14 protein-coding genes and 1 tRNA gene are annotated in these 18,735 nt (G+C 72.6%); 7 read left to right on the top strand and 8 right to left on the bottom strand.

From position 1 onward, the window contains the following. Positions 1 to 38 precede the first annotated feature (38 nt). The gene (locus ACFQ79_RS17890; protein WP_383584378.1) at positions 39 to 1,241 is read left to right on the top strand and encodes an ABC transporter substrate-binding protein; all 1,203 of its coding nucleotides are present in this window, start codon (positions 39 to 41) and stop codon (positions 1,239 to 1,241) included. On the opposite strand, the gene ACFQ79_RS17885 is transcribed toward ACFQ79_RS17890, so the two are convergent. The 3 genes from ACFQ79_RS17885 to ACFQ79_RS17875 form a co-directional block, all read right to left on the bottom strand. Beyond that, positions 1,189 to 1,974, bottom strand: coding sequence for a DUF4239 domain-containing protein (locus ACFQ79_RS17885; protein WP_383584376.1), 786 nt, complete (start codon positions 1,972 to 1,974; stop codon positions 1,189 to 1,191). The genes ACFQ79_RS17890 and ACFQ79_RS17885 overlap by 53 nt on opposite strands. A 185-nt stretch (positions 1,975 to 2,159) precedes the next feature. Next, complete coding sequence (locus ACFQ79_RS17880; protein WP_383584374.1) at positions 2,160 to 3,398, bottom strand: hypothetical protein; 1,239 nt, start codon at positions 3,396 to 3,398, stop codon at positions 2,160 to 2,162. Positions 3,399 to 3,517: 119 nt separating this feature from the next. Next, positions 3,518 to 3,591 (bottom strand) — tRNA-Ser (locus ACFQ79_RS17875). A gap of 377 nt (positions 3,592 to 3,968) precedes the next feature. Between ACFQ79_RS17875 and ACFQ79_RS17870 the strand changes: the two genes are divergently transcribed. Beyond that, positions 3,969 to 5,168, top strand: a complete 1,200-nt coding sequence (locus tag ACFQ79_RS17870) for a serine hydrolase domain-containing protein (protein WP_383584371.1) — start codon at positions 3,969 to 3,971, stop codon at positions 5,166 to 5,168. An 89-nt stretch (positions 5,169 to 5,257) separates the two neighbouring features. Here ACFQ79_RS17870 and ACFQ79_RS17865 read toward each other — a convergent pair whose 3' ends face one another. Beyond that, the gene (locus tag ACFQ79_RS17865) at positions 5,258 to 6,262 is read right to left on the bottom strand and encodes an FAD-dependent oxidoreductase (RefSeq protein ID WP_383584419.1); all 1,005 of its coding nucleotides are present in this window, start codon (positions 6,260 to 6,262) and stop codon (positions 5,258 to 5,260) included. Positions 6,263 to 6,505: 243 nt separating this feature from the next. Here ACFQ79_RS17865 and helR point away from each other — a divergent pair, with 243 nt between their 5' ends. Together helR and ACFQ79_RS17855 are read left to right on the top strand one after the other, a co-directional pair. Beyond that, positions 6,506 to 8,746, top strand: coding sequence for an RNA polymerase recycling motor ATPase HelR (gene helR, locus ACFQ79_RS17860; RefSeq protein WP_383584369.1), 2,241 nt, complete (start codon positions 6,506 to 6,508; stop codon positions 8,744 to 8,746). Positions 8,747 to 8,887: 141 nt separating this feature from the next. After that, positions 8,888 to 9,307 (top strand): hypothetical protein, encoded by a 420-nt coding sequence (locus tag ACFQ79_RS17855; RefSeq protein ID WP_383584366.1) that lies wholly within the window; start codon positions 8,888 to 8,890, stop codon positions 9,305 to 9,307. A 100-nt stretch (positions 9,308 to 9,407) separates the two neighbouring features. On the opposite strand, the gene ACFQ79_RS17850 is transcribed toward ACFQ79_RS17855, so the two are convergent. Beyond that, positions 9,408 to 9,899 (bottom strand): SRPBCC domain-containing protein, encoded by a 492-nt coding sequence (locus ACFQ79_RS17850; protein WP_383584363.1) that lies wholly within the window; start codon positions 9,897 to 9,899, stop codon positions 9,408 to 9,410. Between the two features lie 406 nt (positions 9,900 to 10,305). On the opposite strand from ACFQ79_RS17850, the gene ACFQ79_RS17845 reads away from it, so the two are divergent. Together ACFQ79_RS17845 and ACFQ79_RS17840 are read left to right on the top strand one after the other, a co-directional pair. Beyond that, a complete protein-coding gene (locus ACFQ79_RS17845) occupies positions 10,306 to 10,827 on the top strand; it encodes a molybdopterin-dependent oxidoreductase (protein ID WP_383584360.1) in 522 nt (173 codons plus the stop codon). Between the two features lie 200 nt (positions 10,828 to 11,027). Then, entirely contained in the window at positions 11,028 to 12,782 is a 1,755-nt protein-coding gene (locus ACFQ79_RS17840) for a beta-galactosidase family protein (RefSeq protein ID WP_383584358.1), read from the top strand. 68 nt (positions 12,783 to 12,850) lie between these two features. Here the strand turns inward: ACFQ79_RS17840 and ACFQ79_RS17835 are convergent, their stop codons facing one another. Beyond that, positions 12,851 to 13,648, bottom strand: coding sequence for a helix-turn-helix domain-containing protein (locus ACFQ79_RS17835; RefSeq protein ID WP_383584355.1), 798 nt, complete (start codon positions 13,646 to 13,648; stop codon positions 12,851 to 12,853). 245 nt (positions 13,649 to 13,893) lie between these two features. On the opposite strand from ACFQ79_RS17835, the gene ACFQ79_RS17830 reads away from it, so the two are divergent. Continuing rightward, entirely contained in the window at positions 13,894 to 14,559 is a 666-nt protein-coding gene (locus tag ACFQ79_RS17830) for a DUF4097 family beta strand repeat-containing protein (RefSeq protein WP_383584352.1), read from the top strand. An 82-nt stretch (positions 14,560 to 14,641) separates the two neighbouring features. Here ACFQ79_RS17830 and ACFQ79_RS17825 read toward each other — a convergent pair whose 3' ends face one another. Together ACFQ79_RS17825 and ACFQ79_RS17820 are read right to left on the bottom strand one after the other, a co-directional pair. Beyond that, positions 14,642 to 17,074, bottom strand: a complete 2,433-nt coding sequence (locus tag ACFQ79_RS17825) for an RICIN domain-containing protein (protein ID WP_383584349.1) — start codon at positions 17,072 to 17,074, stop codon at positions 14,642 to 14,644. A gap of 170 nt (positions 17,075 to 17,244) precedes the next feature. Beyond that, positions 17,245 to 18,699 carry an RICIN domain-containing protein gene (locus ACFQ79_RS17820; RefSeq protein WP_383584346.1) on the bottom strand — a complete coding sequence of 485 codons (1,455 nt, stop codon included), beginning with the start codon at positions 18,697 to 18,699 and terminating at the stop codon, positions 17,245 to 17,247. Positions 18,700 to 18,735 lie beyond the last annotated feature (36 nt).

Here is an 18,735-nt window from a genome sequence, read left to right as displayed (position 1 = left end):
CTTGCCCGCGGGACACGGTGGCGGGTGCAATGACCGGCATGATCACTCACTCGACGCCCGGAGCAGCTCCGACCGAAGGACCGCCCCTCCGGATCGGCGCTCTCGTTCCGCTGACCCCGCCCGGCTGGGTCGAGGCCGGCCGGCACCTGCTCGCCGGATTCGAGCTGGCCGTCCGCGAGGTCAACGACGCCGGAGGGATCGCCGGCAGCGGACCGGCCGGCGCGCTCCGCGGAAGGCCGCTCGAACTGGTGGTCAGGGACACCGCGGCCGACCCGCAGCGGGCCGCGGCGGCCGTGGAGGAACTCGCCGGGCTCGGCGTGGCCGCGCTGGCCGGGGAGTATCACAGCGTCGTCGCCCGCTCCGCTGCCGCCAGGGCCGACGCGCTCGGCCTGCCGTACCTCTGCTCGTCGGCCGTCCTCGACACGCTCACCGACGAGCCGACGGACCGGGTGGCGCGCCTCGCCCCCGCGCAGTCCCACGGCTGGCGGATCTACGCGGACTTCCTCCTGGCCGCGGGTCACCGTCGTATCGCCGTCGCCGCCCAGCAGAGCGTCTACTGGGCGTCAGGGACCCGCGTCCTGCGGGACCACCTCGCTCCTCGCGGCGGCACCGTCGTCCCGCTCGACATGGGCGGGCTCACGCCCGCGGCGGTGTGCGACGCCCTCGTCGACCGGCGTGCCACCGCCCTCCTCCTTCTCGTGGGCCACCCCGAGCCGGCCGTGCCGCTCGTCCGGGCCGTCCGCCGTGACCGGCGCCTCGCCGAGATCCTGATCGGCGCCCCGGCCGGGCAGCCGGAGTTCGCCACGTGGGCGACGTCGCTCGGCGACGACGGCGCCGCGATCCCGTTCCTCCGCTATCTGCCCGAGCGCCTCGGTCCGCTCGGCGCCCGCGTCGGGACGGCCCTGCGCGAGCGGCTGGGCGAAGCGCCGTCCTTCGTCGCCTTCGAGGGCTACGACACCGTCACCGTCCTCGCCGAGCTGCTGCGCGCCCACGGCACGGACCGCGCGGGCATCGCGGCGTCCTGGCCGCACGTCGACGTCGAGGGCACCCGCGGGCGGATCCGGTTCTCCCGCACGCCGGGCACCGGCGTGTGGCAGTGGGCGTGGCCGCCGGTCCAGGTCGTCGACCGGGATCCGGCGGCGCCCGAACGTTTCCGCGTCCTGCACACGGGACCGGCCCGAACCCCCGCTACCAGTAGCGCTCCAGTGCCCCCTCCTTGTACGGGGCCGGACTCACGCTGAGTTCGCCCGCGAAGGGGCGGTCGAGGACGAAGACCAGGAGCAGGCTGAAGCCGATCAGGGCGGCGACGGAGGCGACGAAGAGAAGCTGGATCCGCAGCTTGCGCATGCCGTACAGGAAGGTGAGCGGGATCAGGACGAGGGCGCCGCCGAAGGCGAGGACCTGGAGGAGCGGAGGCAGTTCCTGTTCGGCCATGGTCAGGCGGGCCCGGCGCTGCGAGGCCACGCCGTTGAGGTGGCTGACGGCCTCCTCGTAGAAGACCTCTTCGCGCGGGGTCTTGGGGTCGTACGCCTGGAGGACGTCGTAGACGGTCTGGAGCTTCGCGGCGGTGGCCCCGTAACTCGGCTGCCCCTCCCGCATCCGGGGCCACTGGACCTCGACGACGGAGTGGACGTAGCCGCTGAGCGCCTCGTCGACGCGGGCACGGACCGGGGGCGGGAAGGCGGCGGCGTCGCGGGCGATGAGCGCGACGTCGGTGGCCTCGGAGGCCACGATGGTCTGCGTGCTCTCCAACTGCGTCCAGAGGGTCACGATGACGAAGGCGAGGATGATCCCGTAGATGGCGCCGAACATGCCCAGGGTCACCCCGACCATGTCGTTGTGCTCGCCGTCGGCCAGCGAGGGGTGCCTGCGGCGCAGCAGCACGCTGCCGGCCACCGCGACGAGGACGGTTCCGCCGACGGTGACCACGGCCAGGGTGAAGGTGCTGAATTGATTGAGCAGCCAGAGCGACATGTGCGGGAAGTCTAGGGATCCGGCCACCGTCACCCGGCGCACGCGCAGCACGCGTCCCCCGCCCCGACCGCCGGAGCGCACGCCTGCGCGCGGGTGCGCGCCGCGGACGTCCGCACCCGAGGTTCACACCATCGAGTGAGCGGGCCGGGGGCACCCCCGGCCGACAGCGTCCTGCCGAGGGCGGGTCAGTCGTGGGTGCTCTGGCGGCCCGCCTCCTCGTCGACGGCGTACGGGTGGACGTAGCGGTCCTCGTCGAAGGGGGTGAACCACGTGCCGATGGCCTGCGGGGTGACGCCCGCGCCGGCGAGGGCGGGGTCCTCCTCGACGTCGTCCCGCTCGTCGTCGTAGAGCCACTCGAAGTCCGTGTCCTCGTACACCTCGTCGGCGAAGCGGCCCAGGGCCTCCGCGACGTCGTCGCCGAGGAGCCCGTACAGGTCGAGCGTGGAGTGCGCCTGCTGCAGGAGCAGTCTCAGTACGAGCTCCTCCGCGAGGCAGCCGAGCTCGCGGAAGCTCCCGTCGGTGAACCGGGTGGTCAGGGCTATCGCGGTCACGAGGAAGCGGCGCGCGAAGAGTTCGTCGTACGCGAGGCCGTAGCGCGGCGGCAGCTCGGCGAGGTGCCACAGTTCGGCCCGGCACTCCGCGACGTTGGTCTCCTCGTCGGCGAGGGTCTGGACGTCGTCGTACAGCTCGTCGATGAGGACCTCCGAGGCGTAGACCAGGGCTCCGGCGGCCAGTTCGGCGGCCTCGGAGGCGATGGCGGCCTCGGAGGCGATGGCGACCGTCGCACCGCCTCCCGAAGGCTCCCGGTGCTCTCCCCGGTCCTCGCCCTGGTCCTCGCCCTGGTCCTCGGTGTCGGTGTCACCGAAGAAGAGAGGGCCGAAGGAGATCAGGCGCGGGGCCAGGGCACGGATCTGGACCTCGAGCTCGTCCCGGCCCTCGTCGTCGTCCCCGCTCCCGTCGTCGGCGCCGTCGAGGGCGTGGGCGGGATGCGCGACGCCGCCGGGGCCGGACCCCGCCGTGTGACGGGCGCGGCGGGCCCCGAGGTCGCTGGGCGGCGCGTCCGGCCCGTCGGCGGCCTCCAGGCTCTCGCGCGTCAGATCGATGTGGAGCTTGACCTCGCTGCTCTCGACCACCCAGTCGGCGAGGAGCTCGGAGCGCTCCAGGACCTCCGCGGCGACGGAGCCGACGGCGTCCTCCGCGGTCTCCAGGGAGGGAGCATGGACGAACACCTTGACGATCGACCCGCGCGGGTGGACGGCGACGATCGTCTCGAGGACGTCCACCTCGACCCCGTCGGGCCCCTCGATCCCCTCCACCGCGTCGAAGCCGTGCTCCAGGAGTGCGGACGCGCCGACCTGTTGCAGCGCGTCCAACTCGTCGGCGTCTTCGGGCAGGCACGCTTCCACTGTTACGACGTAGCTCACGTCGGCAAGCGTGCCAGGCGAGGACCCGTCACCGGGGCGGAATCCCAGGAGTACACGTCCGCCGGGAGCATCGACCCGACCATGTTGCCGAGGTGCTTGATCCCGTTGATGCAGGGGGACGGGGCCGGCCGGATTCGAACCGGCGTCCTCCTCATGAGCAGTGAGGCGCGACGACCGCTGCGCTACGAGCCCCGTCCGCCGGCGATCCTACGAGCCGCCCGCCCTCCACCGCGCGCGCATTTCCGTGGGTGCCGCCCGGGCGCGAAGGACGGCGCCGCAGGACGCACCACAGGACGCACCACAGGGCGCGCCGTAGGACGCACCGCCGGACGCACCGCCGACGCACCGCCGGGGACGCGCGGCCGGTGACGCGCGGCCGGTGACGCGCGGCCGGGGACGCGCGGCCGGTGCCGTGGCGGCGACCGCCCGGACCCCAGGGCCGCCCCGGTGACCCGGTGGCGCCGAACGAGTGGACTTGGCGGGCGGTGGGGCGGGGCGCGGGACCGGCGCGCGGGGTGGCGGTGGTGATGTGGCCGTCCCTGACCGTGACCCTGGAAGAGGTCTGCCGACATGCGACGTACCCCCTATCGCCGATTGTTCGCCGCGACGGTCCTCGTGGCCTCCGTGCTCGCGCCGATGGCGGCGACCCCCGCCACGGCCGTCCACGCCGCGGCCGTCGTCGACCGGGACGGCGACGACTGTCCGCCCGGCGGCCTGGGGCCGGAGCTGACCGCCCGGCTCGACAGGACGATCGCGGACGTCCGCAAGCAGGCCGGCATCCCGGGTGTCGTGGTGGGGATCTGGATGCCCGGCAAGGGGAGTTACGTCCGCGCATCCGGGGTCGCCGACAAGGTCACCCGCGCGCCGATGTTCACCGACACCTTCGTCCGGATCGGCAGTGAGACCAAGACCTTCACGGTCACCGCGCTGCTCAAGCTCGTCGACGAGGGCCGCATCGGCCTCGACGAGCCCATCGCCAAGTACGTCCGCGGCGTCCCCAACGGCCCCCGGATCACCCTGCGTCACCTCGCCGAGATGCGCAGCGGCCTCTTCCCGTACACCGCCGACGCGGACTTCGTCCACGACCTGCTGAGCGACCCGCAGCGCTCGTTCACCCCGCGGGAGTCGCTCGCGTACGGCTTCAAGCACAAGAACACCTTCAAGCCCGGCGCGCAGTTCCAGTACTCCAACACCAACCTCGTCCTCCTCGGCCTCGTCATCGAGAAGGTCACCGGTCAGCGGCTCGAGGACGTCATCGAGCGGCGGGTGCTCCGCCCGGCCCGCCTGCGGCACACGCTCTTCCCCGAGGGCCCCGAGTTCCCCGACCCGCACGCCCGCGGCTACACCGACCAGACGCTGGACGGCACGACCGCGGACGCCACCGACTGGAACCCCAGCTGGGCCTGGGCGGCCGGCGCGATGATCTCCAACCTGCACGACCTGCGCCGCTGGGCCAGGATCCTCGCCACCGGCGAGCTGCTCAGCCCCGAGACGCAGGCACAGCGCCTCGCGACGCTGCCGACCGGCTTCCCCGGCCTGAGCTACGGCCTCGGGATCTTCGACGCCGACGGCTGGATCGGGCACAACGGCTCCATCCCCGGCTACGAGACCGTGACGGTCTATCTGCCCTCGCAGAAGGCCACCATGGTCCTCATGCTCAACACCGACTCCCAGGTCGGGGGCCAGGAGCCGTCCACTCTGCTCGCCCGGGCGATCACGGCGGTCATCACGCCGGACAACGTCTACGACGGTGGGGTCGCCCCGCGTTAGGACTCTCGCGGGCTCTCGCGCGGGTCTCCCGCGTCAGGGCTCGGACGTCAGGGCTCGGACGTCAGGGCTCCCGCGTCAGGGCTCGTACCTCATGCTTCACGCGTCAGGGACGCGTAGTACGCCCGCAGCGCCGCCTCGCCGCCCGAACCCATGGCGGTCATGATCCGCTGGTAGCGGGCGGCGCGCAGGTCGCCCGCCACGAGGACGCGGGGGTGCTGGTCCGCAGGCCGGCAGTAGCCGTCCGCGCCGCGGACGAGGCAGCCGGCCGGGACGGTGGGCGCGCTCCCGATGCTCGCGTACGCGGCGTCCGCCGTGACCGTACGCCGTTCCCCGTCCCGGCACGTCAGCTGCGCCGTCGCCCCTTCGGGGCCGTGCCGGGTGAGCGCCACGTGCTCGACGGGGAGGAGCGTGACGCGGGGGTCGTCGCGGATCTCCTCGATCTTGTACGCGTCCGTCTCGGGGTACGCGACGAGGAGGCGGGTGCCGGTGGCCGGGTGGGCGCGGAGGAACGTGCCGATCGGCCGGTCGCCGCCCAGGACGAGGATCGTCCGGGATGCCAGGTCGGCGGCCGTGTCCGCCTGCCGGAGCGTGGGCAGCCTCAGCCCGCGCGGGGCGGTGATCCAGTCGACGTCGCGGGGCTGGAGCGGGACCACGCCGGTGGCGATCACCGCGAACGGGGCCGTGATCACTTTCGCGCTCCGGCCGGCGTCCGGCGCGACGGTGACGTCGGCGGTGATGTCGGCAGTGACGTCGGCAGTGATGTCGGCGATGACGGTGACGGTGACCCGGTCGTCGTCGGCGTGAACATCCGTGACACGACTGCCCAGTTCGAGTCGGCACAGCTCCGTGGCCCTGATCTCCGCCGCGATGGAGTCGGCGAGTTCCGGGCCGCTCGTCCAGCCCCCGAGGACGTTGTCCAGTGCCGGGATCCGGTGGAGGGTCCGGCACAGCGCGTCCGGCTCGATCAGGATCGTGCGCATGCCCACGCCGGCCGCCGTACGGACGGCCGCGCAGCCCGCCGGACCGCCGCCGACGACGATCAGGTCGGTCACGTCGTCCGTGCCGGACACCGGGGCGGGGGTGGGGGTGGGCATGGGGGCGGGAGCGTCTGTGCTGGACACCGTCTCGGCCATGAGGCCATTGCAGCACCGGGGGCCGGGGAGCGGTGGCAGTGCCTGAAACCGGCGGCGGGGCCGGCCGAAAAAGAAGGGCGAGAAGGTGTACTCACCTCTCGCCACTTACAACTTATAGCGCACAGGGGGGCTTGCGGCAAGGCCCCCGGTGTACCGCAGAATCACTCTCCTCAACCCCGGACCTGCAGAAATGAGACTCACCCCGTGCGTGTGCTTTCGTCGGTGGACCAGTCGCGCGGCACCAGTGCCTTCGACCTTCCCGACCGCCTCACCCTCAAGGCCGACCCGGCTCTGATCGCCGGTGACGAGCGGCACTTCGCGGCCATCGCGAAGTGCCTCGAGGAGACGATCGCCGAACTGTCCGACCGGCTGGACGCCACGCGCAGGGCCCCCGGCGGTGCCGGCCGGGAGGCGATGGACCGCGACGCGGAGATCCACCGGCTGACCGGGCGTCTGCGTACCCTGCGCCGCTTCGGCCTTGACCTGTGCCTCGGGCGCATCGTCGCCGCGGAAGGCACGGAAGACACGGAAGGCACGGAGGGTACGCAGGGTACGGAGGGTACGGAGGGGGTGGACGGCGGCGCCGGAGCGGAGCCCGTGTACATCGGGCGTCTCGGCCTCACCGACAGCACCGGCCGTCGTCTTCTCGTCGACTGGCGCTCGCCCGCGGCCGAGCCGTTCTTCGCGGCGACCCACGCCAGCCCGATGGGTCTGACGAGCCGTCGCAGGTACCGCTGGAGCGGCGGCCGGATCAGTGACTACTGGGACGAGGTGTTCACCGCCGACGGCCTCGACGAGCACGCGGCACTCGACGACCAGTCCGCGTTCATCGCCAGCCTGGGCGGCAGCCGTTCGCCCCGGATGCGTGACGTCCTCGCCACCATCCAGGCCGACCAGGACGCGATCATCCGGGCGGGCTCCCGGGGCACCCTCGTCGTCGACGGCGGACCGGGCACGGGAAAGACCGTCGTCGCGCTGCACCGCTCCGCGCACCTGCTGTACGCGGATCCGCGCCTCGGGCACCGTCGCGGCGGCGTCCTGTTCGTCGGCCCGCACCAGCCCTACCTGGCGTACGTCGCCGACGTCCTCCCCAGCCTCGGCGAGGAGGGCGTGCAGACCTGCACCGTGCGGGACCTCGTCGCCGAGGGCGCCAAGGCGGCGACCGAGCGGGACCCCGAGGTGGCACGGCTGAAGTCGACCGCCGGCATGGTGCGGGCGATCGAGACGGCCGTCCGGTTCTACGAGGAGCCGCCCACCCACGGGATGATGGTGTCGACCGACTGGGCCGACGTCCGGCTGACCGCCGGCGACTGGGCCGAGGCGTTCGAGGCTCCGGAGGCGGGGACGCCGCACAACGAGGCGCGCGAGCAGATCTGGGAGGAGCTGGGCTCCATCCTCCTGGGCAAGCTCGGCGACGAGGTCCCGGAGGACGAGTTCCGCCGGGCGCTGCGGCAGGACGAGGAGGTGGCCGGGGCCCTCCACGGCGCATGGCCGCTGCTCGAGGCGACCGACCTGGTCGGGGACCTGTGGTCGGTCCCCGCGTACCTGCGGAAGTGCGCCCCGTGGCTCGACCGCGAGGAGGTCCGGACGCTCCAGCGGGAGGACGCGCAGGCCTGGACGGTGTCCGATCTGCCGCTCCTGGACGCGGCGCGGCAGCGGCTCGGCGACCCGGAGGCGGCACGGCGGAAGCGCCGGCAGCAGGCCACGGTCGCCGCCGAGCGGGCCCGCATGGCCGATGTGATCGCCGACGTCCTCGCCGCCGATGTCGACGGCGAGGGCGCGGTGACGATGCTGCGCGGGCAGGACCTCAAGGACAGCCTGGTCGACGAGGCCGCGCTGCCCGGCGTCGAGCCCGACCTGCTGGCCGGCCCGTTCGCGCACATCGTGGTGGACGAGGCACAGGAACTGACGGACGCCGAGTGGCAGATGCTGCTGCTCCGCTGCCCGTCCCGCAGCTTCACCATCGTCGGTGACCGCGCGCAGGCGCGGCAGGGCTTCACCGAGTCGTGGCAGGAGCGGCTTGAGCGGGTGGGGCTCGACCGGATCACCGTGGCGTCGCTGAGCATCAACTACCGGACGCCGGAGGAGGTCATGGCGGAGGCCGAGCCGGCGATCCGTGCGGCGCTGCCGGACGCGAACGTGCCGACGTCGGTCCGCAGCAGCGGTGTTCCCGTCGTCCACGACTCGGTGACGGAGCTGGACGCGATCCTCGACGAGTGGCTCGACGCCCATGCCGAAGGGACCGCGTGCGTCATCGGCGACCCCCGGTTCCGGCCGAGGGCCCGCGTGCAGTCGCTCACGCCGAGCCTGTCGAAGGGCCTGGAGTTCGACCTGGTCGTCCTCGTCGACCCGGAGAGGTACGGCGTGGGCATCGAGGGAGCGGTCGACCGCTATGTGGCGATGACCCGCGCGACCAGGCAGCTCGTCGTCCTGACCAGCGCCTGACAGCGCTCGGGACCGCGTCCGGGCGCGGAGGCCCGGCACCTGTGCGGGTGCCGGGCCTCCCCTGCCTCCGTGGGGCGAACCGGTGTCGCGCGTGGGCGCGCCACGGACGTTCCTGCGATGACATGACGTATCGATAGGTGCATGACTCAGACACGCGCGCACACCGCCGCTCCTGTTTCCCACGACCAGGTCGTTCCCGGTGGGGAGTGCCCCGAGGTCGCGTCGCTCGTCGCGCCGTACCTGCGCATCATCCGGTCCGCCCTCCCTCCGGTAGAGGCGGAACGATTCTTCGTACGGGCCCTCGACGCGCACGAGGAGGAGCGGCGCCGGGCGGGCGCTCCCCAGCTCGGGTTCAGCGCTTACCTCTCGGACGGTCTCGGGGAGACCTGGGGCGGATCCCTTGCGCACACCTCCGCCTGGGAGGCCATGCAGGCGATCCGCCAGCTCGTCCGCAAGGCCCCGCGCGCGGACCTCGCCGCGTACCTGCGACTCGGTCTCCGGCTGGTCCGCGAACTCGGCACCGCGGCACCGGGCCGCGGCCCGGTGCCGGTGGGAGCCTGACCCCGCGCCCCCGTCCGGACCTCAGCCCTTCATCTCTCAGCCCCGCATCCCTGAGCCCTCAGCCCTCAGCCCTCAGCCCTCAGCCCTCAGCCCTCAGCCCTCAGCCCTCAGAAGGGTTGCGGTCGCTCTCCGGATGGTCCATGAGCCAGGCGTCCGGGCCGGGGTCACCGCCCTCGGCCCGGGTCGCGAGCCGGTCCACGTAGTGCTGCCAGCTCTCCGCGTGGGCCTCGCAGGCCTCCGAGGAGGGCAGGCCGCTGTGGATCAGGCGGAGAAGGGTGCCCTCCTGGGTGGGAGCCAGGGTGATCTCGATCGTGCTGGAGCCCGGCGGGACGGGCAGGGGGCCGGATTCCCAGCCCCAGCTGAAGACGATCCGCCGGTGCGGGTCGACGCTGATGAAGCGGCCGGAGGCGACGTTGTCCCCGGTGACCCGGGTGCGGTAGGAGCCGCCGGGCTCGAAGGAGAACGAACCGTCGGCCCCCATCCACGACAGCCACTTCTCCCGGTCGGCGAGGAAGCCGAAGACGGTCTCGGGGCGGGCGGCGATGCGTCGCTCCAGGGTGACGGTGTCCATGGGGGTCGGGGGGATCGTCATCAGGGCTTCTCGCTTCGTTCGGCCACTTCGGCGAGCCGGGCCGGGGTGTCGGGCCCGGGTGTCGGGCCCGGGTGTCGGGCCCGGGTGTCGGGCCCGGGTGTCGGGCCCGGGTGTCGGGCCCGGGTGTCGGGCCCGGGTGTCGGGCCGGTGGCACCGCCCGGCCCCTCCTTGCGCAGCGTAACGAGACCGACCTCCCTCGGCACGTCGGGGCGGCAGGAGACGGCACCGCGCGGGGACGTCCGCCCGCCTGTGGAGCTTGGACCGGAGAATGAGAACAGGAGACTCGTAGAAAGCTCACAATCACCGGCTGAATCGTGGGATTCGGCTGGCATGCACGGTTCCTCGATCCGGCGGTCGGGTATCACTGGGCGCAGTCGCCCGTACCGGCCGTCCGAAGGGGATTCCGATGAGTCGACCCAGCGCTCCGCCCACCGCGCACGGCGCCCCCACGGGTGTGTCCGGCGCGTTCACGCTGTGGGGGGAGGTGGCGGAGCCGACGCGTCTGACGGTCGCCGATCTCCGGACGGGCTGGGAGCAGCACCGCGCCGAGGTCGTCTTCGACTGCGCCACCGCCGGCCCCCAGCACCACACCTTCGAAGGACCGCTGCTCCGTGAGGTGCTCCGCCGTGTCCGGCCGGACTTCGACCCCGCCCGGCGCAAGGAGCGCTCACGGTTCCTGCTCGCCGTGAGCGGGGGCGACGGCCACCACACGGTGCTGTCCTGGGCGGAGATCGACGCCGACTTCGGCAACGCTCCCGTTCTCCTCGCGACCCGCATGGACGACGAGGAGCTCGACGACGTCGGCGCCCAGCTCGTCGTTCCCTCCGACCGGTGCGGCGCCCGGTACGTCAGCGCCGTGACCGGCATCTGGATCGGGGCCTGCCCGGCGCCGATGCCGCTGCCCGCGTCGGTACCGGTACCGGCCTGACCTGGAAGAGGACCGTCACGCGCGCGGCCGGCCGGGGAGGCCGACCGCGCGTTCGCCGTCGCGGCGCCACCGGGCGGCGACGGGAGCCGGGCACGAATTCCGTTCCCGGGCCGCCGACGCATCGCAAGGGCTTGCCCTACGAGTATGTTTACGTAAACATACTCGTAGCAGCCATTCCCGAGCACAGGAGCCGCCACCCCATGCCCGTTCTCCAGACAGACAAGGCCGGTTTCCTGCTCGACGGCCGACCCTTCCGGCTCCTGTCCGGCGGGCTGCACTACTTCCGGGTCCACCCCGGACAGTGGGCCGACCGCCTGCGCAAGGCCCGGCTCATGGGGCTCAACACCGTCGAGACGTACGTCCCCTGGAACCTCCACCAGCCACGCCCCGACACCTTCCGCCTCGACGGCGGCCTCGACCTGCCGCGCTTCGTCGAACTCGCCGCCGCCGAGGGGCTGCACGTCCTGCTCAGGCCCGGCCCGTACATCTGCGCCGAGTGGGAGGGCGGCGGGCTGCCGTCCTGGCTGCTCGCCGAGCCGGACATACGACTGCGCTCCCGAGACCCCCGCTTCCTGGCGGCCGTCGACGACTACCTCGGCCGCCTGCTCACCCCCCTCCGGCCGCACCTCGCCTCACAGGGCGGCCCGATCCTCGCGGTACAGGTGGAGAACGAGTACGGGGCGTACGGCGACGACACCGCCTATCTGGAGCACCTCGCCGACTCCCTGCGCCGCTGCGGGGTCGACGTCCCGCTGTTCACCTGCGACCAGCCGGTGGACCTGGAGCGCGGCGCGCTGCCCGGAGTCCTCGCCACGGCCAACTTCGGCAGCCGCTCGGCCCACCATCTGGCCGCCCTGCGCGCACAGCGCCCCGAAGGACCGCTGATGACATCGGAGTTCTGGATCGGCTGGTTCGACCGCTGGGGCGCGCACCATGTGGTCAGGGACCCGGACACGGCGGCTCGGGAGCTGGACGAACTGCTCGCCACCGGCGCGTCGGTCAACTTCTACATGTTCCACGGCGGCACCAACTTCGGCTTCACCAACGGCGCGAACGACAAGGGGACCTACCGCCCCACCGTCACGTCCTACGACTACGACTCACCGCTCGACGAGGCCGGCGACCCGACGGCGAAGTACACGGCCTTCCGTGACGTCATCGCCAAGTACGCCCCGGTTCCGAGCGAACCCGTACCCGCCCCCGGCCCCAGACTCTCCCTTCCCGCCGTCGTGTTGACGGAGAGCGCCGAGCTGCTGCCGCACGCGGCCGCGCTCTCCCCGGCGGCCGTGGAGTCGCGCCGCCCGCTCACGATGGAGGAGCTGGAGCAGGACTTCGGCTTCGTCCTCTACGAGACGGCGCTGCCCGTCAGGGGCCCGGCGCTCCTCGAGATCGAGCAGGTCCGCGACCGTGCCCAGGTGTTCGTCGACGGGCAGCCCGTGGGCGTCCTGGAGCGCGAACTGCACGAGCACGCACTGGCGTTCACCGTGCCGCGGGCCGGCAGCGTCCTCACCGTCCTCGTCGAGAACCAGGGGCGGGTGAACTACGGGCAGGGCATCCACGACCGCAAGGGCCTGCTCGGGAAGGTCCTCCTGGACGGGGTCGAACTCGCCGGCTGGACCCATCGCCCCCTCCCCCTGGCCGACCCGACCGGCATCCCCTTCGCACCCACCGCGGCGACACCCGTCGGTCCCGCCTTCCACCGGGCCCTCTTCGAGGTGGACGAGACCGCCGACACCTTCCTCCATCTGGACGGCTGGACCAAGGGCAACGCCTGGATCAACGGCTTCCCGCTGGGCCGCTACTGGTCCCGGGGTCCGCAGCGTTCCCTGTACGTCCCCGCGCCGGTGCTGCGCCCCGGCGCCAACGAGCTCGTCGTCCTCGAACTCCACGCCGCCCACCGGGCGCGCACGGTCGCGTTCCGCGCGACGCCGGACCTCGGCCCGACGGAGGAGTAGGGCTCCGTTCGGGCAGCGTCGTCCGGAGGTGTCGCCGTCTCGGACGCCGCGGCCCACGGCGCCGCTACCTACGGCGCCGCCGCATCCGGCGTCGTCGTCTCCGGCGTCGTCGTCTCCGGCGCCGCTGTCTCCGGCGCCGCTGTCTCCGGCGTCGTCGTAGCGGGCTTCGCGGAGAGGATTCCGCGGGCCTGCTCCGCGGCCCGGGCGGTGCTCTCGGAGACGAACTCCAGGAAGCGTGCGATGCCTTCGAGGCGGGCCCCGGCCGGCGTGCCGGAACCCAGGACGCCCACGCCCTGACGTGCGGTCTCGACGATCTGGAGGGCGGCGCGGGCGCTGGCCATCATCGACTGGTACCAGATGTCGTCGTCGACGACATAGCGCTCACGACGGCGCTCGTCGCGCTCACGCCGAACGAGCCCCTGGCTGTCGAGGAACGCGATCGCCTTGGAGATGGACGCCGGGCTGACCTGGAGATGCCGGACGAGCTCGGACGCGGTCAGGCTGCCCGAGTCGGTGAGACAGAGACAGGCCATCACCCGGGCCATCATCTTGGGCGTCCCCGACTGTATGAGGACGGTCGTGAAGACCTCCTCGAACTCGCGCACCGCTTCGGTGTCACGTCCGTCGGCCCGCACGGGCGCCTTCGGGTCCCGGGACGTGGCCTGCTTGCGGCGGGCCCGGTGCTCGGTCGCCCGGTGGGCGAGGTCGGAGCGGTAGGCCGTGGGGCCGCCGTTGCGCATGACCTCACGCGTGACCGTCGAGGTCGGGCGGTCGAGACGCCTGGCGATCTCGGCGTAGGCGAGGCCGTCCGCCAGTCCCAGCGCGATCTGCTGACGTTCCTGCTGGGTGAGCCTGCCTCCCGGCATCGGGCCTCCTTCGTGGTCCTCGGGGCCCCACTATAGCGTTCACCGTCAATCCATTGCAACGAACGGCAACATGCTTGTTGCATTAAGCAGGAGCCCGTTGCAATGAAATCCCGCCTTCCACCTGCAGAGATAGAACTTTCACGCAACGAGTGTGTTGCCAGACCCATGAACGCAACGTAGCTTTTCCCTCATCGGAAACAGCGGGCCACCGCACGGGCGGTCCACCAGGATGAAGGAGCAGCACCATGCAGAAGTTCGCCACCACCGCCGCCATCGCCGCCGTCCTCGACATCCCCGCCGGCCGTGTCCAGCTCATCGCCGCCGACCGTGACGACGCCACCGTCGACATCCGCCCCGTGAACGCCGCCAAGAGCGCCGACGTGAAGGCGGCCGAGCAGGTCACGGTCGAGTTCGCCGACGGCGTCCTTCGGATCACCGCCGCTCCCGCCAAGAACAAGATCCTCGGCGACTCGGGTTCGGTCGAGGTGACCGTCCAGCTCCCGGCCGGCTCCCGCGTCGAGGCCAAGAGCGCAGCGGCCGAACTCCGGGGCGTCGGACGGCTCGGAGACGTCGTCTTCGAGAGCGCGCAGGGTCCGGTCAAGCTCGACGAGGCCGCGAGCGCGCACCTCACCCTGCTCGCCGGTGACATCACGGTCGGCCGCCTGGGCGGTTCCGCCGAGATCAGCACCCAGAAGGGCGACCTCCGCGTCGCCGAGGCCATGGGCGGCACCGTCGTCCTGCGCACCGCCGCGGGCGACATCGCGGTCGGCGCCGCCCGCGGCGTCTCCGCCTCGCTCGACGCCGGCACCAGCTACGGCCGCGTCCACAACGCCCTCCAGAACACCGGCACCCCGGCCCTGACCCTGCACGCCACCACCTCCTACGGCGACATCACCGCCCGCAGCCTCTGATGCGGACCGCCCGAGGGCGGCGCCCTCCGACCGGATGTCGGAGGACGCCGCCCCTTCGGCGTCGGCGGCGGCGCCGCGTCCGTCAGCCGAACCGCAGCTGCTGGTGCGTGCCGCCGGTGCAGGCGGCCTGGCGCACGGCCGCCCCGTCGGACGTCGAAGCACCCGCCGCTTCCAGGCACTTGGCGCTGTGCCGGGCCACGAGGGTCACGTGGCCGGTGGTGGTCTGCCGTACCGCCCACTCCTGGTTCCGGCCGCCGTTGCAGGTGTACTGGAACACCTGGGCGCCCTCGGCGGTCGAAGCGCCGCTCACGTCCAGGCACCTGCCGCTGTGCCGGGCGACGACGCTCACGTAGCCGGTCGCGGTGGGCCGGAGCGCCCACTGCTGGTTCGCTCCCCCGTTGCATCCGTACTGCACGACGGACGCACCGTCGACCGTCGAGGCACCCACCACGTCGAGACACCTGGAGCTGTGCCGGAACACCGGGGTCCGCCAGGCGTCGGACGCCGCCGGACGGAAGGTCCAGGACTGGTTGGCCCCGGTCGTCGGCCGGTAGACGCCCGCCTCGGCCCCGTCGTGCGTCGCCGCGCCGAAGACGTCCAGGAGCAGGCCGGACGCGCTGTTGACCAGCGTGGCGTGGCCGTCGCCCGTGGTGGAACGCATCCACCGCTGTTCGGCACCGGTACCGGGGGCCACGAAGCCGAGCGTCGCGGACGTCACCGCGAGCGCCCTGCCCGTCCTGGCGTTGGTCACGCGGTACGTGGCCGCGCTGCCCCAGTCGGTCGCCGAGAGCTTGGTGAAGGTCCACTGCTGTGCCGCGTCCGCCGGGTTCGACGCGCGCTGCACCGGCAGGTCCTGCCCCGCGACGGTGGTGACGGCGAGCGCCATCCCGCTGTGGTCGTTGAGGATCTGCCGGGCCGCGCCGACGGGCGCGCCGGTGGCGGCGGCGTTCACCCCCGTGACGCCCGGCAGGACGAAGGTGGTGACGGAGCCGGCGCCGACGGTGGCCTTCAGCGTCCTGCCCGCCGTGGCCAGGTCCGTACCGCGCTGCACGTCCCGGGTCGCGTCGGTGGTGTATCGCTCGACGATCCCGCCGACGGTCCCGAAACCGTCCAGGTCGAGGGTGAGTTGACGGTCCGTGCCGCTCTGGTTGGTGTGGACGAGGACGAGCCCCCGCCCTCCGGGCCGTACCGCCGCGAGGGTGTCGGGGTCGTCGGTGGCGAGGACGCGGGCGCCGGGCCTGACGAACCGGCTGTACTGGGCCATCACCCCGTACTTCTTGTTCTTGCGGAGCGGTTCGGTGGCCGCGTCGGCGGGGGTGAAGTCGGTCTGGATGAGGCCCCAGTTGGAGTTCTCCCGGCCGGGGGTCATGTTCTCGTAGTCCTCGACGGCCTGCCACAACACCCAGGCGCGGGGCTCCAGTTCCCTGATGTCGTCGTTGATCCGGCGGGCCAGGTCGAGCCCCGGGCTCATGTCGGTGAAGCTCTGCGGCACGCTGCCGCCGAGGTCCACCTCCGACATCCACAGCGGGGTCGCCCCGCCCTTGGCGATGTCGCGGACGCCGGTGCGCCCGCCCGTCCCGTACGTGTGGGTGTTGATCCGGCCCACGGAGGCGCGGACGGCGGGTGCGTACTGCTCCCAGTTCGCGCGGGCCGTCGACGGGTTCGTCTCGTCCATGGCGGCGATCGGGGTGGTGTCGCCCCGGGCGTCGAGGGTGGCGCGCAGGGTGCTGATCATCCGGGCCTGCGAGGCGGGGTCCCAGTGGGAGCCCTCCTGGCGTCCGCCGGCTCGCCAGTAGTCGGTGTTCGGCTCGTTGACCGGGGAGATCGAGTCGAAGGCGACGCCCGAGCCCTGTTCGGCGCGCCGGAGGGAGCCGGCGAGGTAGGCGGCGAAGCGCTCGTACTGGTCGGCGCGGAGGTTGTCCTGCCGGGGGTCGGTCGCGCCGGAGACGAGACCGCTGCGGGTCATGAAGTAGGGGGCGGAGTTGGAGAAGGCCTCGAAGGTGTCGGCGCCGCGGGCCTTGGCGGCGGAGAGCCACCAGCGCTGGTTGGCGTCGGCCGCGTCGTTCCAGTGGGCGGGGTCGTCCGGATTCCACCAGTCGGGGGACTCGGCTCCCGGCCGGTTCCAGTAGCCGGGTACGGCGCCGCCGGCGCGCATGTAGGGGGCGGTCTCGGGGCTGTCGCCGCCGCCGATGTTGTAGCGGGCGACGGTGAATCCGAGGCCGTCCGCGCCGTAGAGGGCGTCCGCGAGGGCGTTGCGCCGCTCGTCGGGCCAGCCGCCGGTGACGTTCGCGAACCAGGCGAGAGCGGTCCCCCACCCTTCGAAGGCGGGCTGCTGATAGCCGGGGTCGGGCCGGACGGTCAGCGCGTCGACCGGGGCGGCGGCCACCGTGGGCGGCGCGGAGGCCGCCGGGGCGGCGGCGAGGGCGGGCAGGACGAGCGCGGCGGTGGCGGCGAGGGCACCGAGCCGGGTGTTCCGGCGGCGCCCGGATGCGCTTCGGACGGAGGGGGGCTGCACGTGGTCACTCCCTGAGGGGTGCGATGGCGTGGGTCGGCTGTGCGGGAACGGGCGTGCGGGAACGGGGGTACAGGGACGGGCGTGCGGGAACGGGGGTACGGAGAGGGGCGTACGGGGACGGCGTGCGGGGGCGGCGTGCGGGGGCGGACAGGTGTGCTCGGGTCGCGGGCTCAGGCCGCCGTACGGCTCCACCGCTGGTTGGTGCCGCCGTTGCAGGTCCACTGGACGAGCGCGGTGCCGTCGGCCGTGGACGTGTTGGTGACGTCGAGGCACCTGCCGCTGTGGACCGCGGACAGCCGGACGCCGCCCGCGCTCGCGGGGGTCACGCTCCACCGCTGCCCGGCCCTCCCGTCGCAGGCGTACTGCGCGACGGCGGCACCGTCGGCGGTCGAACCACCGTTCACGGTGAGGCACTTGCCGCTGTGGCGGGCGACGATCTGGACCTGGCCGCCGCCCACGCTCCGCAGCCAGAACTGCTGGTTGACGCTGTTGCCCCCGCAGGTCCACTGGATGACGGCGCCGCCGTCGGCGGTGGACCGGTCGGCGACATCGGCGCACTTCCCGCTGTGCGCGGCCGTGAGGGTCTCCCAGCTGCCGAGGCCGTTCACCGTGCCGGCCGCCGTGTCCACGGTGATCTGCGGGAAGTAGTCCATGGTCATGGTCGTCCTGGTGGGGAAGCGGAGCGGCAGCCAGACGTACTGTGAGTCGTTGACGTTGCCGCCCATGGAGTTGCCCCAGCGGTCGCCGAGATAGAGGTACGAGGTGCCGGCGGCGCCCTGGACGGGCAGGACGTACGCGGTCTGGGAGCCGTACGCGGTCCCGTCGCCGACGTCGTTCAGGCCGCTCCAGGTTCCGGTGACGCTGGTCGCGGTGCCGTACTTCTGCTGGTTCGGGGACCAGCCGGTGGCGCCGGAGGTGAGCAGGAAGTAGACGCCGTCGCGCTGGAAGAGGGCGGGGGCCTCGCGCCACTGCCCGGGCCAGAGCTTCTGGACCTGGGAGGCGATGCCGGTGTAGTCGGCGGTCAGCCGGTAGACGTGGAGGTCGGCGTTCTCGTTGGCTGCGGAGATCATGTAGCCCGCGCCGTCGGTGTCGACGAAGGTCGTGATGTCACGGGACATGTGGCCGAGCGGGCGGAAGCTGCCGAGCCAGGTGTAGTCGCCGTCGACGGTCGAGGAGACGGCGACCGCGGCGCGCGCCTCGCCGTAGTCCGTGGCGTTCTCCTTGTGCATCCACATCACGAACTGCCCGGTGGCCGCGTTGTACATGACCTTGGGGCGCTCGATGTTGGCCGACCGCAGCTCGGGGTCGGTGCTCTGGGTCAGGACGTGGTTCCGGAACTCCCAGGTCTTCAGGTCGGTGGAGCGGTAGGCGGAGACGTACCGGAAGGTGTTGTCGGCGTTCCGGTTCTCGCCGAACCAGTAGTAGTACGAGCCCGCCTTGACGACCCCGCCGCCGTGGGCGTGCACGGGGTTGCCCGCGGGGTCGGTGAACTGCGTGGCGTTGGTGACGGTCGCCGTGGCGGCCCGGGCCGTACCGACCGGGCCGAGGAGCGAGCCGAGGAGGGAGAAGAGGACGGCACAGAGTGCGGTGAGCACCGTGAACGTCCCCGAGGGAGTGCGTCGCATGATCGCGTACCTCGTGGCTGTGGGGAGGTGGGGAGG

The organism is Streptomyces sp. NPDC056480, assembly GCF_042795405.1.
Taxonomy (GTDB): domain Bacteria; phylum Actinomycetota; class Actinomycetes; order Streptomycetales; family Streptomycetaceae; genus Streptomyces.
This window is presented reverse-complemented; position numbering and strand designations above follow the sequence as displayed.